The organism is Achromobacter sp. 1014246743 (assembly GCF_059760725.1).
Genome location: NZ_JCBANA010000009.1, coordinates 75,589 through 92,171, shown reverse-complemented (window position 1 = coordinate 92,171; position 16,583 = coordinate 75,589). Strand labels below are relative to the sequence as shown.

The window sequence follows — 16,583 nt, the reverse complement described above, 5'->3', positions numbered from 1 at the left end:
AGGAATTCACGGACTGCGTCCCGTCCATTGCGAACCGGCTCCGGCATAGGGATCCCACCCGGCTGCGGCAGGCACCGTCGTTCCGAGCCGGGGAGCGTCCGGAAACGCGCTGTCCACCAGGTCGCGGCCGCGCCGCACCCGGTCTGCCATGGCTGGCTCGTGGCGAGACACGATCTTGGGCGTCACGAAAATGGCCAGCTCGGTTTCTCGCAACTGATAGCGGCGCGAAGAAAACAAGGCGCCAAGCACGGGAATGTCCTTCAGCAACGGCAGGCCGCTGGTCTCGTCCGACCGTTCTCGCGACAGAAAGCCGCCGATCACCAGCGTATCGCCGGACCGCACGTTGAACTCCGTGGATGCGCGACGGGTCCGCAACGCGGGCCCGCTGGGCGAGGTCAACGCCATGTCTACAGAACTGGCCTCGACCTCGATCAGCGATCGGATCACGCCATTGCGATCTATTCGAGGCGTGATCTGCAAGGAGACGCCGTAGGGCTTGAACAAGGTGGTGGGATTGCCGCGCGAATCGGTCGATGCATAGGGCACCTCGCCGCCCGCCAGAAATGTCGCGCTGGCGCCGCTGCGAGCCAGCAACTGCGGCTGCGCCAGCATGACGGCCTCACCGCTTTGGGCCAGGGCAGCGATGCGGGCCGACAGCAGGGCATTCACACCGAAATACCCGGCCGCCGATGACACGGGCGCGGGGGTCTCGATGACCTGTTCTCCAGGACGGCTCATCCTGCCTCGCGATCCGCCGTCCCAAGCCAGGCCGGCATTCAGTCCGCCTTGCGTCATGCCATCCCAACGCACACCGAATTCGCGCAATCGCGAAGACGGGATTTCGACCACCTGCACGTCCAGCAACACCATGCTGTCCCATCCCACTTGCCCGGTGAAGTCCACGACGGCCGGGTAGCGATCCGCCAGCGCGGCAATGCGGGCACGATCGTCATCGGACAGATCATCACCCTCGATGACAATGCGCCCCCCCACCAGGGTGCTGCGTGTTCCCGGAATGCGCGCCAGCAATGACTCGACCTCGGCACGCAGTCGGAACGCGCCGGCCGGCACCACCCGGACGTCATAGGCCTTGACCCGGCCGCCCGCCCACACATGCACCGATGACACGCCCTCGGCGCGTGCGAACACGACAACCTCGCGGCCCTCGGTGGCGATCGCGTTGAGCACCTGGCCGTTGCCAATGGCCACCCGTGTCACCCCGGGCACTGACAGCACACGGGTTTCGCCTTCCTGCATTTCCAGTTCTTCGGTGGCTGATCGGGCCGACGTGTTCACCAGGCTCAGGCACAGCGCGGACAACACCGCAACGTAGCGGATATTCATGGCTGCTCCGTATCAGACCCGGGCCGCCCGGCGGGCATGGCGCCATCCGGGGTACCCAGCCGGTCCCCATACAGGATGACAACCCCCGGCTTGCGCCGCGGCTCACGGTTCAGGCCGATCAGCGACGCCAGATCGCTTTGCGGTGCCGCGCTGACTGCGGCCGCATCATCCCGATTGCGCAGCATGGCCGTCAGCGTGCCGGTCTGCCTGGCCGCGATGTAGCGCATGGCCTCGTCCGGAGTGGCTGCCAGCGTGATGTGGGTGGCATCATCGCCCTCTGCCGTGTCGGCCGCCGTCAGCACCCGCATGCCTTGCAGCAGCGGAACCGTCACCTCACGGTCACGATGGGAGAAGGACACGTAGATGTCGATGGCATCGCCCGCCCGCAACATGTCGGCCAACCCGCCAAGGTCGGACGTCGACACCATCAGCGCGCGCTGCCCGGGTTTGAGCCGCGAAGCCAGCGCCGGGGCTGGCGGCGTAAAGGTCAGGTAGGCTTTGAGCACGGGTTCGCCCTGGGCAAGGTCTGTGGTCAACCGGGCGCCCAGCACGCCATCGATGCCGAGCGGATCGACGCTCGCGGCCGGTGCCCACTGCGCGGGCATCTCGCGCACCGCCAGATCCGCCTCGCCCAGTACCGACCCCGCTGGCAGATCGTAGGCCGCCACCAAACGGCTCACCTGCGGCGTGCGCGCCTCGTCCTCCAGCGCCTGGACGCGCTGCTGCACGTGTTCGCGCACCGCCCAGGCAGACAACAGTCCCGCGGCCAGCGCCAACAGATACACGGCGGCCCTGCGCAGGCGCCGCACGCTCTGCGTGAACAAGCCGTTCATGGCGCCCACCGCCTGACCCACAGGCCGCTGCCGGCCTCCAATGGCACCAGCGTCCACTGCAAGCGAACCCCCTGGCGCCGCCAGGATTGCGTGCCGCCACGGATCGGGTCGTTTTCAATTCTCTGCCAGCCGTCACCCAGCAGCCCCTGCTGCAGCAGCAACGCCAGGCGCGCCGGCGGCAATGGATGCTGCCAGATATGTTCGGACACCTTCACGCCCCCCTCCAGTACGGTGAAATCCAATCTGAGACGAGCATTGGCAGGCAGCCAGCGCGGCGGATCGCCAGCCGGCAACGCCTGCCCTCTCATCGATGAAATGCTGCCGACGCTGCGCCCGGTTTCCGGGCTGGCCATCTGGGCCACCCACAATGCCCCGCCGACACGACCGGACAGGATGGCCTGCCCCGGCAAGACCTGCAGGTCGCCCAGCGCCGGTTGCTGGCGTGACAACACACGGATCAGTTCAGGCGTGTTGACCGGGGCATCGAACACCACGACCTGTATCGGCACGCCATGCAGCCACATCCGGTCGGCCAGGGGCTCGACGCGCGAGCCCGGCGGGAAACGCAGATCGGTCAACGACACCACGCAGCAAGGTACGCGCGCGGCCCCGGACGACGGCACGGATTGCGCCGCGGCGCCAGGCATGACGGGCCACGCCAGCCATGCCAGAGCCGCCAGCAAGCGCAATCGACGGCGCCCCATGGCGTCCACCGGCTCCCCGGATCGACCACTCATCCTGTCGTGCAAGCGGGCGTTCATCGATATGCCTTTCTACGTTTGCCCACGCGGTCGGCAGGCACCAGGTCGGCCCAGGGCGAGAGCCAATCCGTGGAAATGGCCGGCCTGCCCCAGGGCGCATCCACGCGCCCCACCGCGCCGCCTACGCTACGGGCCAGCGACAGAGAGCGGTTCGCGGCGCGGCCCCAGGATGTCGGCGCCGCGCCGACGCGGCGCCGTGCGTCGTCATCGCCATCCGCATGCCCCGCGCCTGTCGCGACGCTGGTCCGGCGCTGGATCCGTGCGGCGTCCCAACGTGCCGTGCCCGCCACAGCGGTCTGGGCGGTGACGGACATCAGCCGCAGCTCAGCGCCGAACCATTCGTTCTGCAGCGCCGCGTTGGCCGATGCCATGCCGCCTGCCATGGCCTGGGCACGGCCGGCCACCGACGCGCCCGTCTGCGGACTCGCCACCGGTGCCCCCGATGCCGCCGCCATCACGGCTCGCCGGCTGAGCTGCGCCATTTCCTGTGCGCTGAATTGCAGCTTGCCGATCCATGCCACCGCCAGGAAGGCCACGATCAGCATCGGCACTATGAGCAGCGCTTCGACCAGGGCCTGGCCGCGTTGCGTTGTGCGAACGGGATTCATCGCGCCCCCTTGGCCGCCAAGGCTTCCGCCGGCGTCACGGACGCCAGGCGCGCTTGCCAATAGGGGCGAAACAAGGTGGCCAGCTCGCCACGCCCGTCCGCCCGCGCATCGGGACGCGCGAAATAGGTCTCGGCGGCGCTGGTGACCGTGAGCGCCCCCTCGTGGCCCAACCCGACATAGCGAAACCTCCCGACGGGTGCCGACACGGTGCTGGCCGCATCAGTGGTGGACAACGCGCCACCAGCCAGGCTGACGGCCACCGCGAAGCGCAAAGGCGCATCACTGCGTCGCAGCGCAACCTCGCGATAGCCGGGCAGCCCCAACCCCGGCCAGCGCTGCACCTGCGCCATGGCGTAGGAATTCGCCATGGGATTGGTCGCGCCATCAAAGATGTTCCAGTTCGTGGACAGCTCGACCCAGCGCCAGAAATCCTGCGATGAAAAATCCTCGGGTGGCGATTCCACGTATTCGAGATCCGGCGGCGCCTTGGACTTCTGCCCCTGCGCGGTACCCCAGCCCATCGCATATTCGCGGTAGTAGCACCCGACCCACCGGTTGGACCGCAGGGCGTGGAACGACTGCGTGTCCAGCGCACCCCACCGACCATCGGGGCCCAGCCAGGTCGAGCCACGACGCCTGAGCTCGTGCCGCAATATCGGGCAGTACATGCTGACCGGCCAGGGATTGCGGCGAGTCTCGTTGCGTCGGTCCAGGAAACCGAAGCGCCCTGTCGCCTGCTCGACCGCCGGACGCAACCCCGCTTGCCGCGTCGCCGCATGACGTGCAACGAACCCTGGCCAGCCATCACTCAGCAGTCGAATGGAGGGCTGCGCGCCGGCCCGCCTGGACGCGGCCACGGCGAAACTGCCGGCGGCATCGGAATAATTGTCATGCAGCACCGCACGCATCAGTCGATCGCGCGAGGCCGGCAGGTTTCTCACGGCCGCCGTCGCACCGGCGTCCAGCACCCGATGCACGATGCGATCATGCTCGGCGTAGGCGCGCGCCAGATCGGCCTCGGCCCCCGGCTTGCCCCGGGCCATCGCATAGGCCAACCCGGCGTCGGGGCCAAACAGCATGCCAATCAACGCCATCGGCGGGTTACTGCGATTGCGCTGGCCTTCCAGGGTACGCAGGAACTGCGCCCCGGCGCCCAGGGTGACCAGATGCGCCATGGCAACCTGGTGCGCGATCTGCGTACGGTTGACGTAGGCCAGGAAGTTGAGCTGGCGCGCCTGCTCCAACGCGCCGCTGTAGGCGGCCGCATCTGCCGCGTGAGTCAGGCTCGAACGCGATTCAACCGTGCGCCCCAGGTTGTACAGCATGACCAGCGACACCGATGCCGTGGCCGCCAGCAGCATGCCCAGCACCAGCGCCTGGCCTTGCTGCAGGGCGACCGGTTTGCGCTCGAGCCGGGCGATCACTTGTCGGCCGCGGCATTGCCGGTGAAGGATTTGAGCGAACGCGCCTTGGTCTGCGCGGCGGCCTTTTGAGCGGCCTTCTGTGCATCGCCCGATTGCTTGCTGCCGTCTTCGCCCGCCAACTCTCGCGCCATGGCGGCGGTCTGCGACCGCACGACTTGTCCGAAGTACTGATAGACGGCGATTGCCGCCACCGCCACCAAGGCCACGACCACGATGTATTCGGTCATGCCCTGCCCTGTCTGACGCCTGCGATATGCCAACATTTTCGATCTCCGCTCGCTGTGAATGAGGGTCTCAGTGTCGGCTTGGCGGCCAGGCCTCACAATTCGCGGATGCCGAGGCGGATAAATGCGGCGCGGCGGCCTTGACGCCCACGCTGCGCGGACATCCGGCCACGCCACACTCCCCCCTGGAATGTGTAACCCCCTAATTTCACTGGGGTTTTCCCTATTGATCGGGCATAGGGGCAGCAGTAGATTGGACTTGCCGGGCTGTCTGACACCCATCGCGTGCGAAGCCGGGCAAGAGCGCCCCAGACTCATCTCGAGCTGGGGCGCTCTTCCATTTCCGGGCCGGCAGGCGCAAGCCGGCACCGACGGCGGCATTACAAAATCTATACAGAGTCGCCCAATCCCCTCACAGGGGCGTGGCTAGCATCACGGTTTTCCCCGAACAGCCCGCTCAATGCTTGCGTATGCCCCACCCGCCACGGCCCCGCGCCTCGTGACGGACGATTCCCGCAACCCCGCCATCGATGCCCTGCGCGGCGTCGCCATCCTGTGCGTCGTGCTGCTGCACGTGCAGATACACATCCCCCAAGAGCAAAGCCTGCTGGGCAAAGTGCTGCCCGCGCCCTTGTTCAACATCGTCTTTCGTAGCGGCTACTACGGGGTCATCATTTTCTTCGTCATCTCGGGCTTTCTGATCACGCGTTCGTCGCTGACGCGTTGGGGCTGCCTCGCTGCCGTGCCTTGGCGCAATTTTCTGTGGCGCCGCGTTGCCCGCATCTACCCGTGCCTGCTCCTGCTGTTGCTGGCGTTAGCGGCCCTGCATTGGGCGCAGATGCCCGGCTTCGTCATCGACAACACCCCTCTGCCGCGCGCCATCGCCGCTGCACTGACGCTGCACCTGAACTGGCTGGAGGCCCAGGTGGGCTATCTGCCCGCCGCCTGGAATGTATTGTGGTCGCTATCGATCGAAGAAGCCTTCTACCTGGCCTTTCCCCTGATCTGCCTGCTGTCCGCGGCTGCCGGAACCCGCGCATTGGTGCTGGCCTTGCTGCTGTTTGTCGTCCTCGGCCCGTTTGCCCGCGTCGCCTTCACCAGCAACGACATCTGGGCCGACCACTCGTATCTATCAGGCATGGACGGCATCGCCATCGGCTGCCTCGCCGCCTTGGCCACCACCCACCTGGACAGGACGGGCAGGCGCCACGGCCCCGGGTTGTTGCTGGCGGGCACGGTGATGTTCGTACTGGTGTTCTTTCTGAGAAAGGCCACATCCATGCTGGGACTTACCGCATCGGGCCTGAACGTCACGTTGCTGGAAATCGGCGTGGCCTGCCTGCTGATCGGCTGGAGCCTGCGCCCGCCTCGGCCCCCACGGCACAATCCCGTGATCGCTGCGCTACGCTGGACCGGGCACAACAGCTACGAGATCTACCTGACCCACATGTTCCCCGTGCTGCTGCTTGCCGCCGCCTCATGCCGCAATTCAGGAGGCGCCGTATCGACGTGGTGGCGTGCCGGCGCACTCACCGCGGCATGTGTGCTGGTCGTCCTGATGGCCGCGATGCTGGGCGGATTGGTGGCCAGGTATTTCTCGACGCCAATGCGTCGATGGATGATGCGCGCGGCGCGGGGGGGCCAGCGGTGAATCTCCCCCCTGGGCGCGTGTCAGCCCGCCGTGGCACGGCCGCCGGCAGAGCCGTTCAGGCTATCCGCGTCCAGGCGCCTGAAAACCAGCGCCGACAACAACGTGATGGCGCCCACGCACAGGAAGGTCAGCGTGAACGCCCAGCCCAGCGCCGCATTGCCTGGCCCCGAAAACACGCCCACCAGCCCCCCGCCGATGGTCACGCCCAAGCCTATGGCCAGCATCTGCACCATCGAAAACAGGCTGTTGCCACTGCCCGCGTCGCGCGTGCTCAGTCCCTTGAGGGTCACACTGTTCATGGCCGCGAACTGCATCGAGTTGGCCGCCCCGAACAGCGCCAATTGCGCCACTTGCAAAGCCATGGGCCAGCCGTGAGAGATGGCCGCGAACGACATGATGGAGACCCCCACCAGCACCGTATTGGCGAGCAGGAAAGTGTCATAGCCGAACCGCCGCACCAAAGGCGCGATCCAGGGCTTGGACACCGTACCGGCGATGGCGGCCGGCAGCATCATCAGGCCGGACTGCAGCGGCGTGTAGCCCAGCTGCAATTGCAACAGCAGCGGCAACAGAAAGGGGACGGCGCTGCTGCCGACTCGGCACACCAGATTGCCGATCAGGCCAACGCTGAAATTGGGTTCGCGGAACAGGCGCAGTTGAAACAGCGGATTGTCGCGCCGTCGAGCGTGCACCACATACAACGCTACCGTCAGCGCGCTCAAGGCGAACAGCCCGCCCGACCACGCCGCCCGCCCGTCACCGGCGGGCAGGTCCAGTGCCAACGAAAACGCCACCATGCACAACGACAACAGGCTGCAACCCAGCACGTCGAACGGCGCCACATCAGCCAGCGCGTCTTCGGGCAGATAGCGGCGCACGGCAAACAGGCCCGCCAGGCCGATCGGCACATTGATCATGAAAATCCAATGCCAGCTTGCCACCTGCACCAACAAGCCGCCCAGCGTCGGGCCGAAGATCGGGCCCACCTGCCCCGCGATGGACACGAACGCCAGGGCGGAAATGTACTGATCGCCCGGCACCCGCCGCAGCACCGCCAGGCGCCCGATGGGCAACAGCATCGATCCGCCGACGCCCTGCACCACGCGCGCGATCGTCAGTTGCGTCAGACTCTGTGCCAGGCCGCAAAACACGGACCCCACCGCGAACACCAGGATCGCCGCCAGATAGACGCGACGCGTGCCGTAACGGTCCGCCAGCCACCCCGATGCCGGCGTCAGCATGGCCATCGTCAGCGTGTATGCCACCACCACGGGCTTGAGCGCCAGGACATCCTCGCCCAGGCTGCGTGCCATGGCGGGCAAGGCGGTATTGACGATGGTGGTGTCCAGCGTCTGCATGAAAAAGCAGGCGGCGACCACCCAGAGCAGGGCGCGTTGCGAAGACGGTGCGGGCATGCCTGAATCGTACTCCCGACCAGCCAACGAGCCGCTGACAGCCCTGCGGGGCGCCAGCCGATCCAAGCGCGGCCACCGATCGGTTATCCTCCGGGTCAACGAAAAAATGGAAGACTTGCCGTGAGCCAAGCTCATACTCCGCCGGCCGAAAAACTGGCCCTGGTGCTGTCCAACCGGCTGGGCGATTCGCTGTACCAGATGACGATCGCCAACAACCTGCGCAAGGCGGGTCGCGATATCGCCGTCTATGGCGTCCACGGCTATGCCCTGAGGGAATGGTTCCCCGATTTCGACATCCAGCCCCTGCCTGCGGACATCAACAGCCTGGCCGGCTACCACACCATCGTGCAGATGGACCCGGACAGCCCGTTCGACGGCCTCAGCCGCGTCTGCAAGCGATTCCTCAGCACCAAGGAGTGGGGCAAGATCCAACCCACGCCGCGCTCGCACAGCTCGCCCAACGGCATCCTGGATGAATTCCGGCGATTCTCTTTTGATGCGTTCGGCCTGACCCACTGGAGCGACGACAACGGTTTGAAGGCTCCCGCCCGTTTCAAGGCGCGCCGCCACCCCAAGCGTGTCATCCTGCACCCGACCTCCAGCGAGGCGGAACGCTGCTGGACACCCGGCAAGTACGTCATCGTTGCGAAGCGCCTGCGTGCCATGGGATACGAACCGGTGTTCGTGCTGGCCCCGTCAGAGCGCGAATATTGGTTGCCGCTGCTGGAACCCGCCCATGCCGGCCATGTGCAGGCGCCTTCCATCGACGGCGTTGCCGCCGAGGTCTACGAATCCGGCTGGTTCATCGGTACCGACTCCGGCATCGGCCACCTGGCCTCATGCTGCGGCCTGCCTACCGTCACCATCGTCGATCGCCCCCGCAACATGCCGCGCTGGCGCCCGGCCTGGGCCGCCAACATCATCGTCAAACCGTGGTGGCTGCCCCTGCGCACCATGCGCCGAAAATACTGGCGTGAAGCCACCACCGTCTCGGCAGTGATGCGCTGCTTTGGCCGCCTCGTCCACCGACAACATCGCTGATCGGCAAACGACAAGGCCGGCTCCCGAGCTCTCGGGTAACCGGCCTTCAAGGTATTGCCCGACGGCGATGGCCGTCACCACGGTCAGACCATCGCTTCGACGTTCCGGGCAAGCTTCGCGGCTTGCGCCGCCATCCGATACGCACTCAAGGTTTCCCCCATTTTCTGCGCAAGCATGAAGTGCCGTTCGGCGTATTGACGCGCCTGTTCGACAATCTGAGCGGATTGTCCGGGGTAAGCCCAGATCCAGGCGAGACGGGCGGCGAACCCGGCGACGTCGCCTGCCGGCGCCAACCAACCGGTAGCCCCCGGATGCACGATCTCCGGCAAGCCGCCCACGGCGCTGGCGACGACCGGGCACCGCGACGCAAAGGCTTCCGGCACCACCCTCGACCAGGCTTCGTTCACCGAAGGAACAAGCACCGCGTCCGCCGCATGCAGCATGTTCGCGACATCTTCCCGATGGCCCGCAAACGTCACGTAGTCACCGATACCCAATTGCGCCACCAGATCGTGCAACTGCTGGCCGTACGCGGCCGTCGCGCGAGTCGGCATGCCCACCACCAACGCACGGGCCGGGATGCCTTGGCGGCGCAATGCGTGCACCACCCGCAGCAGGTCCTCCTGGCGCTTGTCGGGTCGCAACATGCCGATCGTGGCCACCACGAATGCGGCGCCATCCAGGCCCAACTCCTGCCGCACGGCCTGGCGCACGGCAAGCTTGTCCGTCTCCGAGAAGAAGACATGATCGGCCCACTCGCCCACCACACTGATCCGCTCACGTTTTGCAAAGCCGGCCGCCAGGATGTCCTGCGCCCCGCCCTCGCTGGTCGTAATGACGCGGTGGCATCCCAGGCGCCACTCCAACCTGCGTCGCCAGGATGTGCGCAACGGCCGGGCGAAATGCCAGGTCCTGACCAGCGAGCAAAGATCCCTGCACAAGGCGCTGGCCTTGGCGTCGGGCGTGCCATGCGCGTCGATGACCTGGATGCGCAAGTCCTTGACGATCTGGCGCAGTTTCATCGCGCAGGACCAGGAATACGGCGAGCGGAATTCCATGGCGACGGTCGCGAGCCCCCAATCGCGCGCCAGCTTGAGCGTTTCGCTGGCGGGCGGCGCTGCAATTGCTACCGCGTGCCCCTGCTCTCGAAGCCATCGCGACTGCTCCAGAACGCGAAACTCCATTCCACCCAAATTAGGGCCCGAAAGCGTGTGCAGGATTTGCATGGGATCTACAGCGACAAAAACACGTGGCCGACGTGCGCCGGCCGGAAGAGCGAAGACAGCACCGGTCCGACTCCGCGTTGCGCGCGAGCCGGCGACAGTGCACTGCGGCACAGGCCACGGGAAAACCGATGGGATCGCAGCAACATGGATGGAGGCGCTTGATGGACTGCGTTCGTGATGTCCGTTTCGACAGGCCGCAATCCCTTCGAAATCGACTGAAACGCTATTTTTGTAAATTCAGCAATACGCCAGGAATATAGGCGGCCACTCCCATCCAGGTTGGAGCATTTTTTTAAATGTTGTTAAGATCTTTGCTGTTTATGTAAGTAATTAATTCTAAAACAGGCAAAGCACGGGCCAATCCGAGCGGACCGAGCATGGCAGCCCCCTGCGCCACGGCAGAACGCCGCCGTCAGGCCGCTCCCGCGAGAGATATTCCCCCGCTGGTTCCGCCAAGCGGAAGGCACCCCGTCAGAAGAGGCACGCCTTGTGCGAACACTCGTAAAGAAAACCTGCCACCCGAGCGGCGGGGTACAGCACAACGAGCGCCGTGCCCAACACCCACCACCGGCGTTGCCGACGAATGAGCAGCACCACGCAGACCGACCACGCGATGACCGCGGTCCAATAGGCGGGAAAGTACGGCCCCAACCCCAACATCAGCCAGTCGATACGAATCAGCAGCCCCCCCACCGCCACCGCAATCAGCAAGATGCCAATGAGCAGCCGGTTGCCGGATCGATTCATCTCAGTCGACATGCATCGCCTCGCTCGTAAAGATGGCCGGGAAACGCGTTGATGTTATTCGAAGCCCAAATAAAACAGCCGCCATTGCTGGCGGCTGTCGGTACCTGATTTCGCAGGATTTCTTTGGTAGGCCCCCCGAGAGTCGAACTCGGCACCAACGGATTATGAGTCCGCTGCTCTAACCAGGCATGAGCTAGAGGCCCAGGAAACTTACTGCCCTTCCAGGAAGCTCTTCAGCTTGTCGGCCCGGCTCGGGTGACGCAGCTTGCGCAGCGCTTTAGCCTCTATTTGGCGGATGCGCTCACGCGTGACGTCGAACTGCTTGCCCACTTCTTCCAGGGTCTGGTCGGTGCTCATTTCGATACCGAAACGCATGCGCAGAACCTTGGCTTCCCGCGGGGTCAGAGAGTCTAGCACTTCCTTGACCACGTCGCGCATGGAACCATGCAGCGCGGCGTCGGAAGGCGCCAGCGTCGAGGTGTCTTCGATGAAATCACCCAGATGCGAATCGTCATCGTCACCGATCGGCGTTTCCATCGAGATCGGTTCCTTGGCGATCTTCAGGATCTTGCGGATCTTGTCCTCGGGCATGTCCATCTTCTGCGCCAGGGTCGCGGGATCCGGCTCGGCGCCGGTTTCCTGCAGGATCTGACGGCTGATCCGGTTCATCTTGTTGATCGTTTCGATCATGTGGACCGGGATACGGATGGTGCGTGCCTGGTCGGCGATGGAACGGGTGATTGCCTGGCGGATCCACCACGTTGCATACGTCGAGAACTTGTAGCCACGGCGGTACTCGAACTTGTCCACGGCCTTCATCAGGCCGATGTTGCCTTCCTGGATCAGGTCCAGGAACTGCAGGCCGCGGTTCGTGTACTTCTTGGCGATCGAGATCACCAGACGCAGGTTGGCCTCGGTCATTTCGCGCTTGGCCTTGCGGGCCTTGGCTTCGCCGGTGGCCATGCGCTTGTTGACGTCCTTCAGGTCCTTGAGCGGCAGCACGACGCGCGTTTGCAGGTCGATCAGCTTTTGCTGCAGTTCCTGGACGGCGGGAATCTGGCGCTCGAGCGTTTCGGCGTACGGATGGCCAGCGGCCACTTCGTCCACGACCCACTGCAGATTGGTTTCGTTGCCCGGGAACACCTTGATGAAGTGCGTGCGCGGCATGCCGGCACGGTCCACACACGTGTGCAGGACGGCGCGTTCAAGCTGGCGCACTTCTTCAACCTGGTTGCGCAGCGTGTCGGCCAGCTTTTCCACCATCTTGGCGGTGAAGCGGATGCCCATCAGCTCGTTCTGGATCGATTCCTGGGCGCGCACGTAGACGTCCGACTTGTAGCCGTCCTTTTCGTACGACAGGCGCATCTTGTCGAACTGCTTGCTGACCTCGTCGAACTTGGCCAGCGCCTTCACGCGCAGGTCTTCCAGCTGCTTGCTGGACATGCCGCCGGCGGGGCCGTCGTCGCTTTCGTCTTCGTCGGCAGTGACACCGGCGCCGGCGTATTCTTCGCCGTCTTCCGGATCCACCAGGCCGTCGACCACTTCGTCGATCTGCGCCTGGCCATCACGAACGCGCAGGATGTGCGCCAGGATTTCATTGATGGTGGTCGGGCAGGCCGAGATGGCCATGACCATGTGCTTCAGGCCGTCTTCGATGCGCTTGGCGATTTCGATTTCGCCTTCACGGGTCAGCAGCTCCACCGAACCCATTTCGCGCATGTACATGCGGACGGGGTCCGTGGTGCGGCCGAAATCGGAGTCCACGGTGGTCAGGGCGGCTTCGGCTTCGTCTTCGACGTCATCGTCGTTGGACGCGACCGGCGCGTTTTCGCTCATCAGCAGCGTTTCGGCATCGGGCGCCTGGTCATAGACCGCGATGCCCATGTCGCTGAACGTGCTGATGATGCCGTCGATGGCCTCCGCGTCGACGAGGTCGTCGGGCAGATGGTCGTTGATTTCGCCGTAGGTCAGGTAGCCGCGGTCCTTGCCCAGCTTGATCAGCTGCTTCAGGCGGTTGCGGCGGGCTTCGTATTCTTCGGGCGTGACGGGGCCGCGGGCGATCAGATCCTTGGGATCCGCCTTGCCACGCTTGCCACCGCGCTTGGGCGGCTTCAGGTCGGGCAACACTTCGCCCTCGCCGTCCATCGCGTCATCGAAACCGTCGGAATCGTTGTTCGCGTTCTTGGCGGGGCGGCCCGGGCGGCGGCCGCTCGGCACCGGACGCGCACTGCCCACCAGGTCGGCGAGCTTGTCCTCGGCCTTCTTGGCGCGGGCCTTCGTCACCTTCTCGGGCTTGTCTGCCGCTGCCGTCTTCGTCGCCGCCTTCTTGGCGGCCGTCTTGGCTGCAGGCTTGGCGACCTTCACCGCCGTCTTGGCGGGTGCTTTTTCCGCCGCCATGCTTACGACGCGCTTGGCCGTCGTGGCCTTGGTGTCGGCTGCATCAATTGCAGAGGAGGATTTGCCGGTGGATTTGGTCATAGTCGCTTCCGTGGTCGTCGCAACCCGTGTGGGCATGTTGCACCGTACAACGCCGCCTCCGGGCAAAGGCCCATTGCGGCGTCGATACGGGTAAAACTGGTGAATCGGCTAAGGCCTTGCGGCTGCGTTGTTCGCAGCACCAGCTCTTGCGAGCCCGCTTGGCGCCGTTCCGGTGCAATACCGGCTGGGCGCCTGACGTGCATGGCCTCATCCGGCGGCGGAACCCGGGCGTTGGGGGGGCTGTCTGCCTATAAATAGGCTGTGCTTGCTAACGGGTCATTGCCCTTGGCAGCTAGATAGACACAGCACCCAAACCACAAACGCTACACGGAGATACCCGTCGCCGAACTGCGTAATTCACCGCTCAGCTATAGTAATTAACTATGTAACAAATTTGACGTACACGTCCGCTTTTTTTCGCAGCGGCGCCCTGGGACTTTCCCGATCATCCGGGTCCCTCGCCAATACTGCTGGCGACAGGATGGGCAACACTACTGGCGAATAACTCAGCCGGCCTGCTCGTCAAACTGCATCACTATTAGATTCCAGCGGCGCAAATAGATTCCGTGCGCCACCATTTTCCTGCTCTCGAGTTCTCTCGCCCTCGATTCCTGCTTCCGCAGCTAACCGCAAGTTCAGCCGACACAACAACTTCAGCTGATACAAGTCCAGCCACGACATTCAGCCACCACAAATTCAGCCAATATTCAGCACCGCCAAATTTGCTACCAATGCCTGTTTGCTGCGGAAAACCCTTGATTTTACCGCATTTACCGCACACCGGCACCTTTCAGCACCGCCATGCGACTGGACAGCTCGAGATAGCGCTTGCGCTGCTCATCCGTCGTCAAGCCAGTGGCCGCCAATTTGGCCATTTCGGCCTTGGCCGAATCAAATTCGATCCTGCGCAGGGCGTCGTCCCATTCAGTCTGCGGGTCGGGCAGGTCCTCTTGCGACAGGATGTCGGCACGCAAGCCCTTGAGCACCGTTGCCAGGTCTGAATCGGGATCTGCGGCCTCCAACAAGGCCCCCACATGGCGGGCACCGCTGGATTGCGCCAGCATGATCAAGTCCCTTACCAATCCTAGATGGGGGCCATGGTCGATGACTTCAAGCTGCTGGTCTCCCATGGAGTCCACCAGCTCAGGGTGGGCAAGCAGCAGTCCCAACAGGCGTTTGGCCAGCGACGGCATGGTGCGGCGGCCTTCGAAGCCGCCGACGTCGTCGCGGCGTTTCCAATTGCCTTTGCCACCCTTCCAATCGCCCTTGCCCTTCCAGTCACTCTTGCCTTTCCAGTCCTGCTTGCCACCACCACCCCAGTTGCCGCCGCCGCCGCTCGGCTCACCGCCCGGCGACGCAAACTGGCCGACATCGACATACTCACCGTCGTCGGCGGGAATGTCATGGAAATCGTGGCCGCCAAAATCGTAGCCTGCATCCGGATGGCCGCCCTCGTGCTGCGGCCCGGCCGGATGCGCCTCACCCGCCGCCGCGGGTTTGGCCGGCGCGCCAAAAGGCTTGGCCGGCTGCTGCGCCAACACCTGCGCCATTTCCTCCGGCGTCAACTGCACCAGCTTGGCCATCTCGCGTTCGATCTGGACCCGCAACGCGCACTCGGGAATGGACGCCAGCAAGGGCTTGGCCTCATGCAGGCAACTGGCGCGCCCCTCGGCCTCGTCCATGTTGTGCCGCGAAGCCAATTCGTCCAGCAGGAAGCGCGACAACGCCACCGCCTCGCCCAGGCAGGCACGGAAGGCCTCGGCCCCCAGTTCACGAACATACGAATCGGGGTCGTGCTCCGTCGGCAGGAACAGGAAACGAATGGCGATGTCGTCGCGCAGCACCGGCAGACAGGCCTGCAGCGCACGCCACGCCGCGCGCCGCCCCGCGCCATCCCCGTCAAAACTGAAAATGACCTTGTCGCTTGAACGCAAAAGCTTCTTGACGTGGTCCGGCGTGGTGGCCGTGCCCAACGTGGCCACCGCATTGGCGATGCCCTGTTGCGCCAGGCCCACCACGTCCATGTAGCCTTCGACCACGATGATCTGCCCTTCCTGGCGGATCGCCTGGCGGGCCTCCCACAGGCCGTACAGCTCCTGGCCTTTGGAAAACAGCGGCGTTTCGGGCGAATTCAGGTACTTGGGCTCGCCCTTGCCGATGATGCGACCGCCGAAACCGATCAGGCTGCCGCGCGCGTTGCGAATCGGGAACATGACCCGTTCACGAAAGCGATCGTAGCGGCGCCCGTCTTCGGATTCGATGACGAGGCCAGACTCCACCAGGGTGGGGTCGTCGTAATTGGGAAAAACTTGCGAAAGCCCGTGCCGGTCGGTGCCCGACCAGCCCAAGCCGAAATGCGCGGCAATCTCGCCGGTCAGGCCACGTTGCTTCAGATAGCGGATCGCCGCGGGCGATGCGCGCAACTGCTTCAGATAGTGAGCCTGTGCGGCGTCCAGCACCTGCGTGTGGCGAGATTCCTCGGCCTTGCGGCGCGCGGTTTCCTGCTGTTGGCGGGGACTGCGATTTTCTTCGGGGACCGTCATTCCCGCCGAAGCCGCGAGCGTACGCACGGCTTCGGGGAAACTGGCGCCCGTGTGTTCCATCAGGAAGGTGATGGCACTGCCATGCGCTCCGCAACCGAAGCAGTGATAGAACTGCTTGGTGGGGCTGACAGTGAATGACGGGCTTTTTTCGTTATGAAAGGGGCATAGGCCAAGAAGGTTGGCCCCACCCTTTCGCAACTGCACATACCGCCCGACTATGTCGACAACGTCGACCCGGGCGAGTAGTTCCTGGATGAATGATTCTGGAATCAATAGATTCTGGAATCA

General features: G+C 64.7%; 13 protein-coding genes and 1 tRNA gene. 2 read left to right on the top strand and 12 right to left on the bottom strand.

The features are described from left to right. Positions 1-6 precede the first annotated feature (6 nt). The 6 genes from AC6LJ2_RS06185 to AC6LJ2_RS06160 are packed head-to-tail and all read right to left on the bottom strand — an operon-like array spanning position 7 to position 5,197. Complete coding sequence (locus AC6LJ2_RS06185; protein ID WP_263913808.1) at positions 7-1,344, bottom strand: type II and III secretion system protein family protein; 1,338 nt, start codon at positions 1,342-1,344, stop codon at positions 7-9. Beyond that, on the bottom strand, positions 1,341-2,177 hold the full coding sequence (gene cpaB / locus AC6LJ2_RS06180; protein WP_263913807.1) for a Flp pilus assembly protein CpaB: 837 nt from the start codon (positions 2,175-2,177) through the stop codon (positions 1,341-1,343). Before cpaB ends, AC6LJ2_RS06185 begins: the two co-directional genes overlap by 4 nt. Beyond that, positions 2,174-2,938, bottom strand: a complete 765-nt coding sequence (locus tag AC6LJ2_RS06175; RefSeq protein WP_263913806.1) for a hypothetical protein — start codon at positions 2,936-2,938, stop codon at positions 2,174-2,176. Before AC6LJ2_RS06175 ends, cpaB begins: the two co-directional genes overlap by 4 nt. Further along, entirely contained in the window at positions 2,935-3,546 is a 612-nt protein-coding gene (locus tag AC6LJ2_RS06170; protein WP_445658614.1) for a pilus assembly protein, read from the bottom strand. Before AC6LJ2_RS06170 ends, AC6LJ2_RS06175 begins: the two co-directional genes overlap by 4 nt. After that, a complete protein-coding gene (locus tag AC6LJ2_RS06165) occupies positions 3,543-4,970 on the bottom strand; it encodes a hypothetical protein (RefSeq protein ID WP_498151023.1) in 1,428 nt (475 codons plus the stop codon). The genes AC6LJ2_RS06170 and AC6LJ2_RS06165 overlap by 4 nt, the downstream gene beginning before the upstream one ends. Then, entirely contained in the window at positions 4,967-5,197 is a 231-nt protein-coding gene (locus AC6LJ2_RS06160; RefSeq protein ID WP_445658612.1) for a hypothetical protein, read from the bottom strand. The genes AC6LJ2_RS06165 and AC6LJ2_RS06160 overlap by 4 nt, the downstream gene beginning before the upstream one ends. Positions 5,198-5,693: 496 nt before the next feature. On the opposite strand from AC6LJ2_RS06160, the gene AC6LJ2_RS06155 reads away from it, so the two are divergent. Beyond that, the gene (locus tag AC6LJ2_RS06155; protein WP_498151022.1) at positions 5,694-6,845 is read left to right on the top strand and encodes an acyltransferase family protein; all 1,152 of its coding nucleotides are present in this window, start codon (positions 5,694-5,696) and stop codon (positions 6,843-6,845) included. 20 nt (positions 6,846-6,865) lie between these two features. Here AC6LJ2_RS06155 and mdtD read toward each other — a convergent pair whose 3' ends face one another. Then, positions 6,866-8,260, bottom strand: a complete 1,395-nt coding sequence (mdtD, locus tag AC6LJ2_RS06150; protein WP_263913803.1) for a multidrug transporter subunit MdtD — start codon at positions 8,258-8,260, stop codon at positions 6,866-6,868. A 120-nt stretch (positions 8,261-8,380) separates the two neighbouring features. On the opposite strand from mdtD, the gene AC6LJ2_RS06145 reads away from it, so the two are divergent. Next, on the top strand, positions 8,381-9,301 hold the full coding sequence (locus AC6LJ2_RS06145) for a glycosyltransferase family 9 protein (protein ID WP_263913802.1): 921 nt from the start codon (positions 8,381-8,383) through the stop codon (positions 9,299-9,301). Between the two features lie 83 nt (positions 9,302-9,384). On the opposite strand, the gene AC6LJ2_RS06140 is transcribed toward AC6LJ2_RS06145, so the two are convergent. The 5 genes from AC6LJ2_RS06140 to dnaG all read right to left on the bottom strand — a co-directional run bounded on the left by AC6LJ2_RS06140 (position 9,385) and on the right by dnaG (position 16,568). Then, positions 9,385-10,527, bottom strand: a complete 1,143-nt coding sequence (locus tag AC6LJ2_RS06140) for a glycosyltransferase family 4 protein (protein ID WP_498151021.1) — start codon at positions 10,525-10,527, stop codon at positions 9,385-9,387. A 471-nt stretch (positions 10,528-10,998) separates the two neighbouring features. After that, a complete protein-coding gene (locus AC6LJ2_RS06135; RefSeq protein ID WP_263913800.1) occupies positions 10,999-11,286 on the bottom strand; it encodes a hypothetical protein in 288 nt (95 codons plus the stop codon). A gap of 112 nt (positions 11,287-11,398) precedes the next feature. After that, positions 11,399-11,477: transfer RNA gene (locus tag AC6LJ2_RS06130), tRNA-Ile, on the bottom strand. 7 nt (positions 11,478-11,484) lie between these two features. After that, positions 11,485-13,752, bottom strand: a complete 2,268-nt coding sequence (gene rpoD, locus AC6LJ2_RS06125) for an RNA polymerase sigma factor RpoD (protein ID WP_263913748.1) — start codon at positions 13,750-13,752, stop codon at positions 11,485-11,487. Positions 13,753-14,522: 770 nt separating this feature from the next. Beyond that, positions 14,523-16,568: a DNA primase gene (dnaG, locus tag AC6LJ2_RS06120; RefSeq protein WP_263913747.1), complete on the bottom strand. Its 2,046-nt coding sequence runs from the start codon at positions 16,566-16,568 to the stop codon at positions 14,523-14,525. Between the last annotated feature and the right edge of the window lie 15 nt (positions 16,569-16,583).